General features: G+C 62.5%; 17 protein-coding genes. 7 read left to right on the top strand and 10 right to left on the bottom strand.

From position 1 onward, the window contains the following. Nucleotides 1-162: 162 nt before the first annotated feature. On the top strand, nucleotides 163-765 hold the full coding sequence (locus VFL62_RS03390) for a hypothetical protein (RefSeq protein ID WP_325170968.1): 603 nt from the start codon (nucleotides 163-165) through the stop codon (nucleotides 763-765). Between the two features lie 58 nt (nucleotides 766-823). On the opposite strand, the gene VFL62_RS03395 is transcribed toward VFL62_RS03390, so the two are convergent. From VFL62_RS03395 to bamA, 3 genes are all read right to left on the bottom strand, one after another. Beyond that, nucleotides 824-1,189, bottom strand: coding sequence for a response regulator (locus tag VFL62_RS03395; protein WP_325170969.1), 366 nt, complete (start codon nucleotides 1,187-1,189; stop codon nucleotides 824-826). A 336-nt stretch (nucleotides 1,190-1,525) separates the two neighbouring features. Beyond that, nucleotides 1,526-1,759 carry a hypothetical protein gene (locus tag VFL62_RS03400; protein WP_325170970.1) on the bottom strand — a complete coding sequence of 78 codons (234 nt, stop codon included), beginning with the start codon at nucleotides 1,757-1,759 and terminating at the stop codon, nucleotides 1,526-1,528. 141 nt (nucleotides 1,760-1,900) lie between these two features. Further along, entirely contained in the window at nucleotides 1,901-4,231 is a 2,331-nt protein-coding gene (bamA, locus tag VFL62_RS03405; RefSeq protein WP_325170971.1) for an outer membrane protein assembly factor BamA, read from the bottom strand. A gap of 296 nt (nucleotides 4,232-4,527) precedes the next feature. Here bamA and VFL62_RS03410 point away from each other — a divergent pair, with 296 nt between their 5' ends. After that, nucleotides 4,528-5,592, top strand: a complete 1,065-nt coding sequence (locus tag VFL62_RS03410; RefSeq protein ID WP_325170972.1) for a hypothetical protein — start codon at nucleotides 4,528-4,530, stop codon at nucleotides 5,590-5,592. A 121-nt stretch (nucleotides 5,593-5,713) separates the two neighbouring features. Here the strand turns inward: VFL62_RS03410 and VFL62_RS03415 are convergent, their stop codons facing one another. Then, nucleotides 5,714-6,148, bottom strand: coding sequence for a cupin domain-containing protein (locus VFL62_RS03415; RefSeq protein ID WP_325170973.1), 435 nt, complete (start codon nucleotides 6,146-6,148; stop codon nucleotides 5,714-5,716). A 168-nt stretch (nucleotides 6,149-6,316) separates the two neighbouring features. On the opposite strand from VFL62_RS03415, the gene VFL62_RS03420 reads away from it, so the two are divergent. Then, nucleotides 6,317-7,081, top strand: a complete 765-nt coding sequence (locus tag VFL62_RS03420) for an SPFH domain-containing protein (protein ID WP_325170974.1) — start codon at nucleotides 6,317-6,319, stop codon at nucleotides 7,079-7,081. Between the two features lie 83 nt (nucleotides 7,082-7,164). Here the strand turns inward: VFL62_RS03420 and VFL62_RS03425 are convergent, their stop codons facing one another. Continuing rightward, entirely contained in the window at nucleotides 7,165-8,787 is a 1,623-nt protein-coding gene (locus VFL62_RS03425; protein WP_325170975.1) for a hypothetical protein, read from the bottom strand. Between the two features lie 445 nt (nucleotides 8,788-9,232). Here VFL62_RS03425 and VFL62_RS03430 point away from each other — a divergent pair, with 445 nt between their 5' ends. Further along, nucleotides 9,233-10,066, top strand: coding sequence for an N-acyl homoserine lactonase family protein (locus VFL62_RS03430; RefSeq protein ID WP_325170976.1), 834 nt, complete (start codon nucleotides 9,233-9,235; stop codon nucleotides 10,064-10,066). Nucleotides 10,067-10,072: 6 nt separating this feature from the next. Here the strand turns inward: VFL62_RS03430 and VFL62_RS03435 are convergent, their stop codons facing one another. Genes VFL62_RS03435 through VFL62_RS03445 form a run of 3 tightly spaced genes read right to left on the bottom strand, consistent with a single transcriptional unit; the run spans nucleotide 10,073 to nucleotide 13,217 of the window. Next, nucleotides 10,073-11,659, bottom strand: a complete 1,587-nt coding sequence (locus tag VFL62_RS03435) for a DHA2 family efflux MFS transporter permease subunit (protein ID WP_325170977.1) — start codon at nucleotides 11,657-11,659, stop codon at nucleotides 10,073-10,075. Further along, nucleotides 11,656-12,171 (bottom strand): isoprenylcysteine carboxyl methyltransferase family protein, encoded by a 516-nt coding sequence (locus tag VFL62_RS03440; protein ID WP_325170978.1) that lies wholly within the window; start codon nucleotides 12,169-12,171, stop codon nucleotides 11,656-11,658. The genes VFL62_RS03435 and VFL62_RS03440 overlap by 4 nt, the downstream gene beginning before the upstream one ends. After that, nucleotides 12,168-13,217 carry a type III polyketide synthase gene (locus VFL62_RS03445; RefSeq protein ID WP_325170979.1) on the bottom strand — a complete coding sequence of 350 codons (1,050 nt, stop codon included), beginning with the start codon at nucleotides 13,215-13,217 and terminating at the stop codon, nucleotides 12,168-12,170. The genes VFL62_RS03440 and VFL62_RS03445 overlap by 4 nt, the downstream gene beginning before the upstream one ends. Nucleotides 13,218-13,729: 512 nt before the next feature. Here VFL62_RS03445 and VFL62_RS03450 point away from each other — a divergent pair. After that, a complete protein-coding gene (locus VFL62_RS03450) occupies nucleotides 13,730-14,023 on the top strand; it encodes a hypothetical protein (RefSeq protein ID WP_325170980.1) in 294 nt (97 codons plus the stop codon). A 359-nt stretch (nucleotides 14,024-14,382) separates the two neighbouring features. Next, a complete protein-coding gene (locus VFL62_RS03455; RefSeq protein WP_325170981.1) occupies nucleotides 14,383-14,736 on the top strand; it encodes a phasin in 354 nt (117 codons plus the stop codon). A 74-nt stretch (nucleotides 14,737-14,810) separates the two neighbouring features. On the opposite strand, the gene VFL62_RS03460 is transcribed toward VFL62_RS03455, so the two are convergent. Continuing rightward, entirely contained in the window at nucleotides 14,811-14,939 is a 129-nt protein-coding gene (locus VFL62_RS03460; RefSeq protein WP_325170982.1) for a hypothetical protein, read from the bottom strand. A gap of 435 nt (nucleotides 14,940-15,374) precedes the next feature. Here VFL62_RS03460 and VFL62_RS03465 point away from each other — a divergent pair, with 435 nt between their 5' ends. After that, a complete protein-coding gene (locus tag VFL62_RS03465; protein ID WP_325170983.1) occupies nucleotides 15,375-16,097 on the top strand; it encodes a PRC-barrel domain-containing protein in 723 nt (240 codons plus the stop codon). A gap of 88 nt (nucleotides 16,098-16,185) precedes the next feature. Here VFL62_RS03465 and VFL62_RS03470 read toward each other — a convergent pair whose 3' ends face one another. Beyond that, complete coding sequence (locus VFL62_RS03470; protein WP_325170984.1) at nucleotides 16,186-17,025, bottom strand: alpha/beta hydrolase; 840 nt, start codon at nucleotides 17,023-17,025, stop codon at nucleotides 16,186-16,188. Nucleotides 17,026-17,101: the final 76 nt, after the last annotated feature.

Raw genomic sequence — 17,101 nt, forward strand, 5'->3', positions numbered from 1 at the left:
CCGCGTTGTGTGATTTGCGAAAGGGCCGGCAGCAGTAATTTGGGCGTGGGAATTGGTGGGTCTCGTGCCGTTGTCGATCTGAGCTTCTTCGGCTAACCGCATGGGGCGATGCGGGGCAGGGTGGAGGCTTCAGACCGGTCGCGGCATGGCGGGGGACCGAGAATGGTTCAATTGGATTATGGCGCGCGGGTTCTGGCTGCGGCGGTCGCCGCCGCGGCCGTCGTTGCGCTTGCCGTGGTGTGGCTTCTGTTCGGCAATTCCTCGCCCGATTTGGCGCGCGATTATGAGGACTGTGTCGAGCGGATGCAGGCGCTGCATCTGTCCGACGAGGAATTGAACAGCGGCCTTGCCGGGTGCGGCGCGCGGTTTGCGGGCCGGCGCAAGGAGGGCGGCGGCTACAGCTATTACGATTTCATGCAGGACCGGAAGTTCGACATCGCAGGCCCGAACCCGACCGCCGAAGAGCGCAAGGCGATCGACCGCGAATACATCACTTATCTGGAAGGGCAGCGGCGCGAGGCGATTTCCGAGGCGCTCGCCAAGCAGCAGAATGACAAGCTGCGGGCCGATATCGAAACGGCGCGGCAGCCGCCGGGCGCGCCGCTGTCGCTTGTCCCGTCCAACGTCCCGCTGCCGGTGCCGCGGCGGGTTGCCGAGCAGCGCGAGAAGTCGCGGCGCTGCGCCGAGGAAACGCTGTCCTGCACGCTCTCCAAGCTGTCGACGGCGGTCAAGGACGCCTTTGCTTCGTCCCGGACCAAGAATTGAGATTTCTGCTTCACCTCGCCCCGCTTTGCGAGGAGAGGCGGAGAGGTGTCCTTATCTCTCAATGCCGTCCGCCGCTGACCTCGCGGATCAGTTCGATCGGGTAGAACGGCTTGGCGAAGAAAGTCACGCCATCGGGCAGCGCCCGCGCCGGCGGTCGTCCGGACATCACGATCACGCGCAAGGTGGGATTGACCTGCCGCGCGCGCTCGACCAGTTCGATCCCGGTCATTTCACCGACCAGCGTGACGTCGGTCACAAGCAGCGCGGGGTGCCGGTTCTTCAGGGCAAGTTCGGCGGTCTGCGCATCCTCACACTGAATGACGTCGAAATGTGTTTCCTCCAATAGCAGCGCGATCATTTCGCGTTGAATCGGGTCATCCTCGACCACCAAAGCGGTCGGGCGAAAAGGCCGTGTTTGTCCCATCGTCCGATCCTCCATTCCAATTACCGGGCTTTTTTGCTGCTGGTCTTCTCCGTGACTAACCTGTGTTAATGCCAGGAGGCGCCGATGGTTGCGGGTGGAAACGGCTGAAAAAGCATTCAGTTGGATTCGGGAACAGCAAGGCCCCGTCCTCGGCGCCGCCAGCGCCATGCTCGCGTGGCGTCCGAGGAGCAATGTCAGCCTCTATGTCAGCGGCGAGGGCATGCTGATGGGCGATGACAGCTACACCGTCGTCGGCAAGGGCGGCGTCCGCGTCGGGTTCTGACGCTGGTGTTCGGCGCACCGTCCTGTTTGGCTGTTGCGCCTTATTTCAGCGTGTCAACGGCGGTCCGATCGCCGCGCGCCTTGCGAGGTCTCGCCATAGTTCATCCTGTTATAGGCGTTGCCCCAGCTTCGGATGCTGGTCTCGCTCGGCTGGTGAAACGTGTCATTGTCGGCGTTGCCCTTGCCGAAAGCAGGATCCCGTGGCGGGATGCTCGGGTCGTAGGTTTGCGCGATCGCGCCTGCCGTCAATGCGGACGCAAGCGCCGCCGCCAAAAGAAATGCTTTCATGATTGCCTCGATGATCTCTTCCGCCGCGCAAAATCGCTGACGGATGCCTGTATTTCGGACCTCCAGTTGAGGTGTCCTGGCGAGGCTTCAAGAGGCGTTGGTTATCACGAACTCGGGAAGGCGAGCTGGAAGAGGCACGGCCTAGAACGGAGAGGCCGTAAACCCGAGCGGCTGCACCACGTCATAGGAGGCTTTGGTCAGCGGCGCGGCATAGGTGACGGTGAGCGCGCCGAACGGCGAGGCCCACGAGAGGCCGGCGCCCACCGAGGAGCGCACCACGTTGGAATTCGCCAGTTGCAGCGACTGCGTCGAGCCCGGAAAAGTGGTCGGGCCGTTGTAACGGAAGACGCTGCCGGCATCGACGAACGCGACCGCCTTCAGGCCATATTCCGCCGGCACGCCGGGAATGTTGCTCTGCAGTTCGGCCGTCGTCGCCCAGTAAAGGCTGCCGCCGACATTATCCATGGTGGTGCCGGGCGTCAGATCGCGCGGGCCGAAGCCATAGGGCGCAAAGCCGCGCACCATCGACGGGCCGCCGAAGAAGTTGTCGATCAACGGCACCTGGCTGCCACCGAAGCCGGTGATGTAGCCGCCTTGCGCGCGGGCGAGAGAGACGACGTCGTCGTTGATCTGGTGATAGTACTTGAAATCTTCGGTAGTGCGCAGGAAGCGCACGTCGCCGCCTAGGCCGGCGAGATCCTGGCGGAGCTGCGATGTGAAGCCCGATGTCGGTGCTTTCGGATTATCGACCGTCGAATAGGTCGCGGTGTCGCCGACCGCCGAAACCCATTGCGGACCGCTGGCCGCCGCCGATTGCACCACGATCGACGGCGGGGCGGCGAGCGAGGCCGGGTCCAGCGTGATCTCCTGCCGCGCGATCGAGTAGCGCCACTGCACGCCAAGCTCGTCGGAGATCGGCGTGCCGATCAGCATGGTCGCGCCGTAGTTCAATGTGCCGTAGGACACGTAGTTGCTGGCGACCGTCTCTTTGGCAGAGAGATCGATGCCGGCCGAGGCGCGGTTGCCGAAAAAGCCGGGATCCGTGGCCCCGACCTCGAAGCCGCGCGCAAACTGGCCGTAGGTGAAGGTCGAATTGAGCGCGACCCCGGTGCCGGCAAAGCTGCGGTCGCCGAGCCTGACTTCGGCGAGCCAGCCATCAGTGGTCGAGTAGCCGCCCGAGATGTTGAAATTGCCGGTGTCCTTTTCCTGCAGCTCGACATCGAGGATGACGCGGTCAGGCGAGGAGCCCTGCCTGGTCGAGATCTTGACGGTCTTGAAATAGTCGAGCGCCTTCAGTCGCCGTTCGGCGCGCTCGATCAGGCCCTTGTTGAAGGCATCGCCTTCCCCAATGTCGAATTCGCGGCGGATCACGTAGCCGCGTGTGCGCGTGTTGCCGTGGATGTCGATGCGTTCGATATAGGCCCGCGGTCCCTGTTCGATCGCAAAAGTGACGTTGATCCGGCGGCCGGTCTCGTCGCGCACGCTGCGCGGCAGCGCCCGGGCAAAGGGATAACCGAGCTTGGCGAGTTCAGCCGAAAGCTTGTCGTTGCTCCTGTCGAGTGCCGAGCCGTCGAACTGCGCGCCGTCCTTCACCAGCAGCAGGCGGCGCAGCTTTTCGCCCTCGACGCCATCGACGTGGGAATCGATCGCGACGTCGCCGAAGCGATAGAGCGGGCCTTCGTCGATGGTGAAGGTGATCGCAAAACCTTTTGTCGCGGGGTCGTATTCGGCGTTGACGGAGCGCACATTGGCGTCTGCATAGCCTTTGCTGCGGTAGTAGGTGCGGATCGCCTCGCGATCGCTATTGATGATGTCGGGATCGTAGATGTCGCCGCCGATCAGAAAGCTCAGCATGTTGCTGGCGGAGGTCTTGATGACCGCGGCGAGTTGCCGCTTGCCGAAGGCTGTATTGCCGACGAAATTGATCTGTCGCACCGGCGTCTTGCCGCCTTCGGTGACTTCGAACACCAGATCGACGCGGTCGTTGCCGCGGTCGATGACGACCGGCTTGACGCTGACGTCGTCGCGTCCGAGATGGCGATAGGCCTCGATGATGTGGCCGACGTCGGCCTGCACGGTTGCGCGTTGCAGGCTGCCGCGCGGCTTGGATTCGACGACCGGCGACAGTTCGGTGTCCTTGATGCGTTTGTTGCCCTCGAACACGACCTTGTCGAGCACCGGCGCCTCACGCAGATGGACGAGCAGCCGCTCGCCCTTGCGCTCGATCGTGACCTGATCGAACAGATGGGTCGCGAGCAGCGCCTTGAGCGCCGCATCGCGCGCCGCCTCGTCGAAACGGCCGTCGGGCGAGGCATGAAAATAGGAGCGGACGGTTGCGACGTCGACGCGCTTGTTGCCCTCGACGTCGACGCTCGCGCGGCCGCGTTCCTCGTAATCGCCGCTCTTTTCATCGCCGGCGATCGCGGAAATCGTCGCGCCAGACCAAAGGCCCGCGGCCAGGCCCAGCGCCATCGCTACTCTGGTTACGCTCGTCACTCTCGGTATCAAACCCGGCCCGATATCCCGCGCCCTTGCCCGCCCTCACCAAAGTCGCCCGCGTAGGCGAAACGATGTCGGGGGCGGGGAGAGATGATGCCTTAAATGTTAAGGCTTGCCACAATTTCGACGCGAGCGGAGCTCGGTCATCCAGAAAATGTCCTTATGCCGCTCAAAATGATTTTTAGGGTGTTGCCCAAATGGCGCTTCCGGCATCGCGAGATGCGGTGCGCCCGATCTTCTAAAGAATGGGCTTTGGCCCGGAGCATCAGATGCGTTGCGTAGCGTTCGTTCTTGCCATCCTTCTCTTCACAGAGCCGGTACTGGCCGCGGCCCCCGCGCAGGAGATCGATCCGCGCGCCTCGCTCGGCGTGGTGCAGCAATGGATCTACAACTATCGCGCCAAGCCGGATTACGCGCATATTCCGGCCGCGGTGCGCGTGCTGTTTCATGCCCAGAGCTTCAAGGAGCCGGAGAACGCCGGCATCTATCTCGGCTTTATCGCCGGTGCGCTGGCATCGAACCCGGCCAAGGCCGAAGCGCTCGTCAACAGCTTCTTCCCGGTGCCGGCGGAAGACGAATGGGTGATCGTGCGCGCGATTGCGTTTTCCGGCCTGCCGGACTGGCGCAATCTGCTGCGAAGGGTCGCGCCGAAGATGCCGGGCCGGCAGGTGATGATCGACGCCTATCTGGCCGGATCACTGCCGACGCTGACGGAGATTCCGCTGGAAGAGAAGCAGCCCGGCGCGATGGAAAAGATCAAGAACACGCTCACGACCAATCCGTTCTCCAAGGACAAGGACGCCAAGAAGATCAAGCTGCAGCAGACCTTCGCGGGCAACCAGGATCTGCTCGATACGCTGTGGGGCTATTATTTCGCCACCGGCTCGTTCCGTCCGGTGCTGCGCATCATCGCGATGCTGCCGTGGAGCAAGAGCCGCGACACCGTCGACAAGCTCACCGTCGGCAGCATGGCGCGCTATACGCTCGCCAGCTACGCCGTGCGCGATACCACCTTGCGCGAATATCTGCGTAGCGAGCTCAAGGTGCAGCCTGAGCCCGTGAAGGTGCCGCTGACCGAAGTCGTCGAGGCCGCCGATACCGTGCAGCTGGGCGCGGTGCGCAAGGATGCGCTCGCCGCGGTCGAGGAATTGAAGGCGAAGGGCTCGGACTCCCGCCGCAATCTCGATTTCTGGGGCCAGGTCGGCGTCGGCGCGGTGGCGCTCGGCTGCGTTTCGGCGGCAGCGCTGGGGGCGGTTGCGGTCGGCATCCCCTGCGTGATCGGCGGCTCGGCCGGGCAGGGCCTGCTCTCGTTCTGGGAAAAGAACCAGCAGTAATCATGCTGTCATTCCGGGGCGCGCGTTAGCGCGAACCCGGAATCCATTTCAGCGAGCATTCGATCCGAACCATGGATTCCGGGCTCGCTCGTTTCACTCGCGCCCCGGAATGACAGCACCCCTACGCCGGGGAGGCCAGCGGCTTGCCCTTTTCGACGATATAGGTCGAGACGATGTGGGTCTTCTTGTCGCCGTTCTTGCCGCCGGCATGCGGCGTATTCGCCGGGACCACGACGCCCATGCCGGGCTTGAACGAGACCACGCCCTGTCCCTCGATCGGCAGGTCGAAGCCGCCGTCGAGCATATAGGCGCTCTCGATGCCGGGATGGGTGTGGCGGCCGATCATGACGCCGGGCTCGATCTCGATATCGACGACCAGCGTGACATAACCTGCCGTCGGGCCGTCGGTCTGCGACAGGATTTTTCGCGTCACGCCCGGTGTCGCGCCCGGAGTGGGCGGCGTCTGGGCGGAAGCGTCTGAGGCGATGAAGCCGGTGAGCGAACAGAGCGCGCAGGATGCGACAGCCGCAAAATCCCTGCGTGAGAGCTTGGACATGGTGACCTCCCCAAAAAGTTTTCCGGTCGTGGAGCCGGTGATCAAGAATGACCCGGGGGAAGGCGGCTTGGCAAGGCGGTTTGAGGCGGCGGTAGCCTTGTAGCGCTGGGTTCATCGACCTCAAATAGAGTATCGTCGGCTGAAACGATTGAGCCTTGGGAGCACGCCATGGGTCCTTTTTCCGTCCTGATCATTCTGGCGATTTTCTACGCCTTCGTCTCGATCCGCGTGATCAAGCAGTACGAGCGCGGCGTGGTGTTCTTTCTCGGCAAGTTCGAAGGCGTGCGCGGTCCCGGCCTGACGCTGATCTTCGTGCCGTTTCAGACCATGACACGGGTGTCGTTGCGCACGGTGACGATGCAGATCCCCTCGCAAAAGATCATCACCAAGGACAACGTCTCGATCGATATCGCAGCCGTTGCCTACTATCACATCACCGATCCGGAAAAGGCCGTGATCGCGATCGAGAACGTCTACAACGCCATCAACCAGATCAGCCAGACCACGGTGCGCAACGTGGTCGGCCGCTTCAGCCTCGATCAGCTCCTGTCCGACACGGCGTCCATCAACGAGCAGATCAAGAACGTGATCGATACCCACACCGAACCGTGGGGCGCGCAGGTGACGGCGGTCGAGATCAAGGACATCATGCTGCCCGACAACATGCAGAGGGCGATGGCGCGCGAGGCCGAAGCCGAGCGCGAGCGCCGCGCCAAGATCGTCGCGGCCGAAGGTGAGTACCAGGCCGCGGTGCGGCTGGGGGAAGCGGCCGACATCATCACGCAGCATCCGGTCGCACTTCAATTGCGCACGCTGCAGACCATGGCGGAAATCTCCATCGAGAAGAACTCGACTATCATCTTCCCGGCGCAGTTCATGACCACCGTGCAGGAGGCGCTGGCGATCCTCAAGCAGGACGCCGCCGGGAAGTAAGGCGATCCCCCGAACGAACTGCATCAGACCCGGCGCGAAGTGTTTCTCGCCGGGTCTGTCTTCACGAGTATTAGCCACTCATTTTATTGCCGATCGTCATCCCGATCGAAACCGGGCAGATCGAAATCAAAACCGGGCGGCGAGAAGTAGCCGGCCGGGAAGTGGAGCTGGAAGCGGCCGATCGTGCGATAGTCGCCGAGATTGTTGCTCGGCTGCGGCGTGTTGTAACCCGCAAACACGATCGTCACGGTTCGCTCGTCGGTGTAGACGGCCTGCGGATCGTAAGATCGGCCACTGAAGAAGTTGGAGTTGTAACCGCCCGCAGGGATGACGAAAGGCGCGGGTGGCGCTGGCGGCACGAACGGAGCCACCTGCGTGCTGCTCAGAGCATCCGCGCCGTGGACGTTCACCAGCGGCGGGTTCGCCGGATAGGATTGATGCGAGTTGGGATCGACCACCGTGTCAGTGGCGAGGATCGGATTGTCGAATCCCTTCACCACGTGCCAGCTAAGAAGGTCGCTCGGGTTTCGGACCGGCGCGGTGGTTTCGGCATAGCCGATGAAGTGGAAGCCGTCGGAGTCGTTGTCGAGGCAGCTTCCGGCGCCGAAGAACAAGCCGTAGCGGCCGTCGGAAAGGCGCAGGATGCTGCCGCTGCCGAGCCAGCGGATGCCGTTGAGCGCAACCGTCGTCGGATCCTGCAAGCCGGCCGCCGAACCCACGTCGGTGAAGTTGATGCCGTCGATGGTGGTGGCGACGCGGATGGTGATGACGTCAGTGTTGGGCTTGCGCGGCTTGCCATTGACGAGATTGGTCAGCGCAAAGGCCGGCGTGCTTGGGCAGCTCGTGGCCGGGGGCGCCGAGCTCAGGCTCTTGGAGACATAGACGATGGCGGTCTTGTCCTCATGTGTATGCACCGCGCCGAGAATTGCGTCCGGATCGATCAGACCCTTGGTCGCCATCGCGGTCGGCTCCAGGGTCGGGTATCCGCCGCCCGAAAGCGGGCTGACGAAGCCGAACTCGGGAAGCCCGAACAGCGGTTCGTCGGAGTCGCGGGCAAGCCGGTGCACCACGAGCTGGTCGGAATCGATGTGGTTGTTGGCGCGGTTGAGGTGATAGATGAACTTCTTGCCCTTCGCGCTGAGGATGAAGGAGTGGCCAAGGCCGTTGTCTGTGGCGCTGTTGGCGTCCGAGCCGTAGGCCGTCACCTTGCCATTGACGATCACGTTGTTGTTGTCCGGATCGGTCGGGTCGGCCGGGCAGAACGGGTTCAGCGCGAGCGCTTTGCCGGTGAAAGTCCAGTGCACGCCCCAGTCGGTCGAAAACGCCGAAACGGTCGCTTCCTCCTCATTGCGCGGGCGATAGTCGAAGAAACCCTCCAAAACGTCACCGCGCTGCCGCACCAGGGGGAAGTAGAAGGGCTGCATCAGGCTCCTGGTGTGGTTGACCTGAATCTCTCCCGTTGCGTTGCAATAATTCTTGTAGGGCGTGCCAAAGGCGGTGAAGGGCGGCGTGGCGCCCTTCGATGGCACGATCCCGGACGCATCATGGCTGAAATTGTCACCGGACTCATGGAGCGTCCACGGTCCGCGATCGATAATGGACTGCTTCAGGCTGTTGGGGACATAGCTGATCGCTGGGTCCGCCTGCGCGGAAGTCGCAGCGAGCAGCAGCGCGAGCGTGCTGACCGCGCCAAAATTTATCTTCATGGAAATCGACCTTGGGCTTGCTCGCGGAGAATTCCGCGACGGTCTCGGCAGCTAACACCCGTCTTCAACAGATCGGTGACGTGATGATGAAGCGGCCCATCGACGAACAGGAATATGTAGCGGCGAAGTGCCACGATCGTCGATCAACGAGGGTTCACATTACTGTCGCACATCGAGCGAAAGGGAGTTCGATCAGCCTCTTTGCCGTTTCGCTTCACACCGCTATCGGCGGCGTTTCAGTTACGCCCGCAATACCCACGGTGCCGGTCGCGTATGTCGGCTCTATCCGCTCCAAGCGGCGGAATAATTCCATAGGCGCAATGTTGAACAGAGGACCGGAGGCGAAAGGCAACCTTTGCCAAGGGTGAGGGGGCGGAGATTTCCCGGCCCTTCACTTGCATGTATCCTGCGCGGCATCTGGAGGCGATCAACGGGAGGAACAAAGATGAGAATACTGACCCATCTGGCGACAGGCGCGATCGTTCTCGCCGGTCTCGTTGCCGGTTTTGCGGCGCCGACGCTTGCGGCCGACGTCTCGCTGGCGCGCATTCCCGACTGCGGCACGCCGCAGGCGCCGATCGACGTCAATCAGCGCTTCTCGGATACCTACGCCTTCCCGGGTCTCAAGCTTCAGTTCGTCTATAGTTGCTACGTGATCAAGCATGGCGACGAGTACATGCTGTGGGATACCGGCCACGCCATGACCATGCCCAACGTCGCGCCGAAGGTGAGCCTGGTCGATCAGCTCGCCAAGATCAATGTCACGCCGCAGCAGATCAAGTATGTCGGCATCAGCCATTACCACGCCGATCACACCGGGCAGATTTCCTCGTTTCCGAAGGCGACACTTCTGATCGGCACGCGCGAATGGGATGCGATCTCGGCCCCGAAGCCCGCCGAAGGCGTCAACTACAAGCCGTTCGAGAGCTGGATCAAGGGCGACAGCAAGGTCGAGCCGCTGCCGCTCGGGCTCGACAAGGACGTGTTCGGCGACGGCAGCGTGATCGTGCTGCGCACGCCCGGCCATACGCCGGGCCATTCCAGCCTCCTGGTCAAGCTCGAGCAGATGGGGCCGGTCATTCTCAGTGGCGATGCGGTGCACTTTCGCGAGAATTACGATTCAGACGGCGTGCCGGCCTTCAACTACGATCGCGCCCAGACCGTCGCCTCGATCGAACGCATGAAGAAGATTTTGGCCAATCTCAAAGGCACGATCATCATCCAGCACGATGCGCGCGATATCGGAAAGCTGCCGGAGTTTCCGGCGTTCGCGAAGTAGGCAATTTCAAAGATTGAGACGAGAAGGCGCCGGCCCGGTCTCGGGACGGCGCACCGTGGCAGGTTTACCCACAAACCACACCAGCGCGAGCCCGGCGACCGCGACCGCGGCGAGTAGCGCCCAGGCCTCATTCACCGACATCGCGAAGGCCGCGCGTTCCACCATCGGGCGCACATAGGCCTCGACCGTCGCCTGCGTCGCGTCGGCCGGCGGATGCAGGAAAAGCTGCACGTCGAGGCCGATGGCCTGTGCCGCGCTGACATCTCCGGCGAGCAGGCGATCGCGCAAGGCCTCGCCATGGCCGACAGTGCGGCCGTAAAGCAGGGTGTCGATCGCCGCGATCCCGATGGCGCCGCCGAGATTGCGCGTCAGGTTGAACAGTCCGCTCGCATCCGGCACCTGCGGCGGGGTGAGCGCGCCGAGCGCGAGCTGTGTCGGCGGCAACAGGCAGAACATGATGGCGATGCCGCGCACGGCTTGCGGCCATAACATTTCGTCGAAATCGGCAAGCCGGCTCTGGAACGCGCTCAAGCCGAGGCCGATCGCAAACAGCGCAAAGCCGAAGGCGGACAATTTGCGCGGATCGATCCGGCTTTCGAGATAGCCGGCAATCGGCGCGCTGACGAGTTGCGCTATGCCGGTCACCAGCATGATGCTGCCGATCTCGAACGCATCGTGGCGGCGGACATAGGCGAGAAAGACCGGCATCAGATAGACCGAGCCGAACAGACCGGCGCCGAGGCAGAAGCTCAGCGCACAGCCGACCGCGAAGGGGCGCGCCGCGAGCGTGGTCAGCTCGACGACGGGATGCGCGGCGTTGACGGTTCGTTTGGCAAAGATCACGCCGCCGGCGAGCGCGCAGGCAAACAGCAGCATCGGCCGCGGCGCGAGCCAGCCGTCGAGCGGCGCCTGCTTGAGGGCGAGTTCGAGCGCGGCAAGCGCCGCTGCCATCAGGACAAGCGAGATGATATCGAGGCGCTTGAGCTCGCCGAAATCCGGCTCGTCCTGCGGCAACAATAGCGGCGTGAGGGTGGCGGCGAGTACGCCCGGCAGAACATTGATCAGGAACAGCCAATGCCACGACCAGGTTTCGGTGATCCAGCCGCCGACGATCGGCCCGACGGTGGGAGCCAGCACCGCGACGATCCCACCGAGCGTGGTGGCCGCCGGGTGCTGGCGAAGCGGAAACAACAGGAACACGGCGGAGAACACCGCGGGGATCAGGGCGCCGCCGGCAAAACCCTGGCAGATGCGGCAAACGATCAGGGTCGCGAAACTCCCGCTCGCCGCGCAGCCGATCGAGGCCAGCGTAAACAGCGCGATCGCCGCGACGAACATCCAGCGCAGCGACAGCGTGCGGGTCAGCCAGCCGGTCAACGGGATCGCGGTGATCTCGGCGATCAGATAGGCCGTCTGCACCCAGCTCATCGCATCGCGCGAGATGTCGAGCGCCGCCTGGATCGCCGGCAGCGAGGTTGCGACCACCTGGATGTCGAGGATTGCCATGAACATGCCAAGGCACATCAGGAGGAAGCCCGCCCAGGTCGCCAGGCTTGCCTGCGGTTTTGCCGACGCGTCGAGGGCGAGGCTCATGGCGCGCCTTGCTCGCGCGCGCCGCGCGATGGCGCAAGGCCGCGATCTTCGGCGCGAATGCGAATCAACAGAACGGCTGCGTTGAGGACCGAGAACAGCACGGCGATTCCTGGCAGGTGCAGCGTCAATGGTAGCAGGGCGATCTCACCGGCGACGACGGCGTAATTGGGATGGCGAAGATAGCGGTAGGGGCCCGAGGTGACGAGCGGCGCATTCGGCACCACGATGATGCGCGTGGTCCAGCGCCGGCCCAGGGTGGCCATCACCCAGACGCGCAGCGCCTGAAGCACAAGATATAAGGCAAGCGCGATTGTCTCGACAGGCTGGTCGTGCCCAAAGGTCCAGAGCGCGATCAGCCAGGCGGCGTGCAGCACCACGAGCAGCGGATAATGAGCGGGTGCGATCTCGACCGCGCCGCGGGCGAGCAGCGCTCTTGTGTTGCGCCGGGCCAGCACCAGCTCGAGACCACGCTGGAGCGTCACGAGCGCAAGGATGATCTCCGCCGCCGTCACGCCGCGTGCCGCAGCGAGACGCAACTGGCGGTGAAGCCGGGACCAAGCGCGGTGACGAGCGAGCGCTGCGGCAATCCTCGCGCCATGGTGCGCTCAAGGATAAAGAGCACGGTCGGCGCGGACATGTTGCCGTAGTCGGCGATCACGCCACGTTCGTGCTCCAGCGTGCCCTGATCGAGCGACATGGCGCCTTCGATCGCCTCGATCACCTTGGCGCCACCGGGGTGGCAGATGAACTTGTCGATATCGGCAACCCCGAGATCCATGCGCGCAAGTATTTGAGTGAGAGCCGGCTTGAGCTCGGTGGCGACGAATTCGGGCACGGTGCGGCGAAGAATCACGCCAAAGCCGAGCGGGTCGACGCTCCATCCCATCACGTCGAGCGTGTTCGGCCACAAATGTTCGCCGGTTGCCTCGATCTGTGTCTGGCCGCCATCGCCTGCGCGCACCACGAGCGCGGCGGCGCCGTCGGCGAACAGGCTGGTGGCAACGATGTTGGCCTTGGTCAGTTCGTCCAGCCGCAGCGCCAGCGAGCAGAGTTCGACCGCGACCATCAGCACGTTGCTGCCGGGCCGCGCCTGCGCGAGGCGCGATGCGATCGACAGGCCCGAGACGCCGCCGGCGCAACCGAGCCCGAACACCGGCACGCGCGAGACATCGGAGCGGAAGCCGAGGCGCCGTGCAACGCGCGCCTCCAGGCTCGGGGTTGCGATGCCGGTCGAGGACACCGTGACGATGGTGTCGATGTCGGCCGCGGCAAGCGCGGCATCGCGCAAGGCCTTGCTCGCAGCCTCGACGAACAGGCTTTCCGCGCCTTCAAGATAGGCGGCCGTGCGTTCGGGCCAGCCGCGTTGCGCCAGATACCAATCGAACGGCTTGACGCCATAGCGTTTGACGATTCCGGTATTGGCGAAAATGCTGGCGAAGCGGTCATAGTCGGGAAAGCGGCTGCCGAAGACGTCCCAGGCCGCGTCGAGCACGTCCTTCTGCTTGAAACAATGCGGCGGGATCGCGGTCGCGAGCGAGAGCAAAGCGGGTTTGTGCATCAGGAATTTCCGTATCGTTTCCGGACCAGTGTGGCGGTTTAGAAGTCGGCATCATGGCTTCTCGCAGGAGGAGGCCACGCGGACTTTCGACCATGAGGTGGGAACAGCGGCTGAGGAGGTTTATTTCGGCCGAGCTTTGCTGCGGACCGCCTCGACAGGGTCACTTAAAAGTGAGTTTTTTCGTCGCGATCGGTCGCAAGGCGCGTCAATCAGGCGCTGCACATTGCCGCGCGGCGCCGCTGCGATGGCCGGCATTTTTGTGAACCGAGCGAAAGTAGTGACAACAAAGCGACACAACCGGAAACAACTTGCGGTCGAATCCTGTTTCGGACGCGCAACAGTTGGCTATCAGTAGGTCCAGTTCGAGAGTCTATTTTGGGTCCAGGTCATTTGATCGACGGATACAATTTTCCGATCCTTACACATCGCGTTCATCCGAAGAGAACGAGCGCGTATCAGGCGGTAAATTCTACCTCTGCGAAAGTTCCTTTGCGCGCGATTGACGACATAACTTGCTCGCGCTGATCTTCCTTGGCATACTTTTCACGACGCGCTTCGGTTCGTTTTGTTGCGCGCATCGAATGCTTGCGAGAAGGCACGGGATGAAAAATCGCACATCTGCTTCGGAAGTCAGTGCCACGCTCGGCTTTCCTTCAAGCGAGACCGTGCAGGGTTTGCGGCTCTGGAAGGCTTTTATCAAGCTTTCGCCGTCGCAGCGTTCAGAGGTGCTTGCATTGGTCGAACAACTCGCGACCGACCCCGCGCCGCTTCCGGGTGGCATCAACGGGCGCTTCACGCCGCGTTGACGAGCGGCCATGTCGCGTTTCGCCGCACGCCTCGCACCACTCGCTCCTCGAGAGTTGCTCCAAGGCTCCTGCTGAATTTCACGTAATTGGATTTTGTGAGGACAGGCCGCGTTGCAGCGGCCTCTTCGCGCAGAGGTTTAGCCTTCGAACCAGCGGCGCGGGCACGGCGTTTGCCCGATCAGGATGGCGGGCTTTTCGCAGAGTTGATGGCAGCCGATGCTCTCCGCTTCGATGGCGCTTTGTGCGCTGCGACCGATGCCACCAACCCGAAGAAGGGGGCAAGAATCCGCCGGTCGCTTCGGCGGGCCACTTGTGCTAAGCCCAGCCGCTAAGGCCTATCTAGACAAAGGATGCTGCCGATGTCCGAACCGAAACTGGAAGTGCCGGCCGAGCTGCGTGATCTGGCCGAAAAAACCATCGATCAGGCCGAGCGGGCGTTCGGCATGTTTTTCGAGGCTGCCAACAAGTCGGTCGCGGCGATCCCAAACCCGGGAACGGAAATATCCAAGCAGGCGCTGTCGTTTACCGAGCAGAATATGAGGGCCGCATTCGAACATGCACGCAAGCTCGTGCATGCCACCGACCTCCAGGAAGCCCTGCATATCCAGTCGGAGTTCTTGCGCAGTCAGTTCACCAATGCCGGCGAGCATATGCGGCAAATCACGGGCGAGGTGATGTCGGCTGCCAAGGATACGATGAAGCCGAAATTTTAGCGCAAGAGATCCCTTAAGTTCTCGAAGGCTGCAAGCCGTTTAACTGGCTTGTCTCACTCGCGCTCGAAAAGCGATCAGACCGTTTTCAGAAAGCTCTCATCCGCCGAGCATCCGTTGCAACGGTAGGTCACGAAATTGAAGCGTTCGTCCTTTGGTTCGATCAGGATGAGCTTCATCCGCGCGTTGCATTTGATGCAGCTCATTTCGGTGGTGGTCCGAAAGCTCGTGCACGTCGGTGTCGGTTTTGGAATGCCCAGCATCGCACCCTCTGTTCGCTTCCTCGTTTCCTTGATCTCCTCAACGGCATACGCCCGACTCAAAAACCGACATCAGTATGTACGATTCCTGACACACTTGAAATGCGACAACAGCCTGGAACTCGCCCGTAAATTGAAAGTGCGGCGGCCTGATTTTTGAGCAAACGGTCGTTGCTGCAGATTCTAGTTCCATGACGGCAATCATGTCCTCATCTGCCGGCGCGACGGCGCTGCCCCTCGACCTGTCGTCGAAGGTGGCGCCATAGTGCCGCCCGCTGCCGCCGGCGAACGATGATCCAAAATTTATGAAACGCTGCAGTCCCTTCCGGGTTGGTCCGACGGCGGGGAGTTCAACTTCAAAAACCCAAGAAGGAGATCAACATGCGCACGTTTCTTCTCACCGGCGCTGCACTGATGGTGCTGTCGCAGGCCACCATGGCCCAGAATCCGAATTCGGCTCAGCCGAACCAGCCGCAGTCCAATGTCACCCAGAGCGACAACCCGAATGCCAGCGCCAGTCAGCAGCACCTGCGGGCGAACCTGAAGAACGTGCTGGAAAAGGCCGGCTACAAGGACATTCGCGTGGCGCCGACTTCCTTCATGGTGCACGCGCGCGACAGCGACGGCAATCCGGTGGTGATGGCCATCAGCCCGGACTCCTTCAGCGAGATCGCCGACATCTACACCGACAGCACCGGCGCGAAGAGCGGCGGCAACGCGAACGGCAGGAACGCAAACGCGACGACCGGGACGGCAAGCGACAATGCGCCGGCGGGTTCCGGCACCTTCGTTTCGATTCCGCAGAGCGACGAACTGAGTTCAAAGCTGGTCGGCCTCGACATCTATAACAACGACAACAAGGACATCGGCCAGATCAAGGATATTGCGCTCAACCAGAACGGCCGTTCGCAGGCCTATATCGTGTCAGTCGGCGGATTCCTCGGGATCGGCGAACACTACGTCGCGGTGAGCCCACAGGCGGTGAAGATCACCTACAACGATCAGGACAAGAAATGGCATGCCTCGATGAACGCGACCGCCGATCAATTGAAGGCCGCGCCGGAGTTCAAATATTCCGGACGCTGGCAGTCCAATAAGACGTGAGGCAACCGATACTTGCTGGCCGATTTATCATCGCCTCTCCCCCGTCTTGGGGAGAGGTGATGCAGCTCTGCGATCGGCCGCGTTGTCTCTACGGATAGGGGCCGGGCCCGACCTTCGCGATCACCGGGCTGTCGGTCGGAACCGGCGACAAGTCGCTCGCCGCCGCGGCGCCGAGGAACTGATCAAGCGTCGACTGGATCTTCTCGCGCGCCTCGTCCGGGCCGCGGTCGCTCATCCAGGTGTGCTGGAACGGTGTCCTGACGATGTCGATGCCTTCCGCCTTGGCCTGTTCGGGCGTCGGCAATACGCCGGGATCGGTCTTGAAGTGCGGGTCGCTCGAGCGGAACGACAGGATCTTCATCTTGTCGTTGAGGACGAAGGGCACGCGCAGGTTATCGAGCGTGATCACCTTGGATACCAGCTCGGGGTGCTCCTTGGCGCAGAACATCGCGACATCGCCGCCGTTGGAATGGCCGACCAGCGTCAGGTGGTCGTAATCGGCATTGGGCTGCATCTTCTTCAGTTCGCCAAGCACGAAGAGAATGTTGGCTTCGCTGCGCTTGTAAACCTCCAGGCGGCCGACATAAGGCTGGCCGGCAATGGTCATCAGCGGCGGATCGCTCGGCAGATCCTGCTGGATGCTGGCGACGAGATAGCCGCGCGCGGCCAGCACGTTTTCGAGGAACGAATATTCTGTGTTCTTGACCGTGTTGCCGTTGCTGATGATCGCAACCGGCAATTTGCGCAGGCCTTCATCGGCACGCCGTTCGGCGTCGCGCCGCACCGCAAGATCGACCGATACCGGTCGCTGCCGCCTCGCGTCGAACAGTTCGAGTGTCTGGTGTCGTATGGCCCATTTGCTGCCGGCGACATAGAGGCCGCCCGTCGCGGCAATGATGCAGGCCAAAACGATCAAGGCCCGTTTCATCTTCCTCATCCCTCCGCTGAACTGGAAAGTGGTCATTGAACGCGCAAACAGCGAGTTCAGCCGAAGCCTCAGGAGA

Source organism: Bradyrhizobium sp., assembly GCF_035701725.1.
Taxonomy (GTDB): Bacteria; Pseudomonadota; Alphaproteobacteria; order Rhizobiales; family Xanthobacteraceae; genus Bradyrhizobium.

Bases quoted from the DNA above. Each gene is read 5' to 3' on its own strand.
- VFL62_RS03425 (WP_325170975.1), bottom strand. From the start codon at position 8,787: ATGAAGATAAATTTTGGCGCGGTCAGCACGCTCGCGCTGCTGCTCGCT.
- VFL62_RS03390 (WP_325170968.1), top strand. From the start codon at position 163: ATGGTTCAATTGGATTATGGCGCGCGGGTTCTGGCTGCGGCGGTCGCC.
- VFL62_RS03470 (WP_325170984.1), bottom strand. From the start codon at position 17,025: ATGAAACGGGCCTTGATCGTTTTGGCCTGCATCATTGCCGCGACGGGC.
- VFL62_RS03415 (WP_325170973.1), bottom strand. From the start codon at position 6,148: ATGTCCAAGCTCTCACGCAGGGATTTTGCGGCTGTCGCATCCTGCGCG.
- VFL62_RS03395 (WP_325170969.1), bottom strand. From the start codon at position 1,189: ATGGGACAAACACGGCCTTTTCGCCCGACCGCTTTGGTGGTCGAGGAT.
- VFL62_RS03420 (WP_325170974.1), top strand. From the start codon at position 6,317: ATGGGTCCTTTTTCCGTCCTGATCATTCTGGCGATTTTCTACGCCTTC.
- VFL62_RS03455 (WP_325170981.1), top strand. From the start codon at position 14,383: ATGTCCGAACCGAAACTGGAAGTGCCGGCCGAGCTGCGTGATCTGGCC.
- VFL62_RS03430 (WP_325170976.1), top strand. From the start codon at position 9,233: ATGAGAATACTGACCCATCTGGCGACAGGCGCGATCGTTCTCGCCGGT.
- VFL62_RS03465 (WP_325170983.1), top strand. From the start codon at position 15,375: ATGCGCACGTTTCTTCTCACCGGCGCTGCACTGATGGTGCTGTCGCAG.
- VFL62_RS03460 (WP_325170982.1), bottom strand. From the start codon at position 14,939: ATGAGCTGCATCAAATGCAACGCGCGGATGAAGCTCATCCTGATCGAA.
- VFL62_RS03410 (WP_325170972.1), top strand. From the start codon at position 4,528: ATGCGTTGCGTAGCGTTCGTTCTTGCCATCCTTCTCTTCACAGAGCCG.
- bamA (WP_325170971.1), bottom strand. From the start codon at position 4,231: ATGGCGCTGGGCCTGGCCGCGGGCCTTTGGTCTGGCGCGACGATTTCC.
- VFL62_RS03445 (WP_325170979.1), bottom strand. From the start codon at position 13,217: ATGCACAAACCCGCTTTGCTCTCGCTCGCGACCGCGATCCCGCCGCAT.
- VFL62_RS03435 (WP_325170977.1), bottom strand. From the start codon at position 11,659: ATGAGCCTCGCCCTCGACGCGTCGGCAAAACCGCAGGCAAGCCTGGCG.
- VFL62_RS03400 (WP_325170970.1), bottom strand. From the start codon at position 1,759: ATGAAAGCATTTCTTTTGGCGGCGGCGCTTGCGTCCGCATTGACGGCA.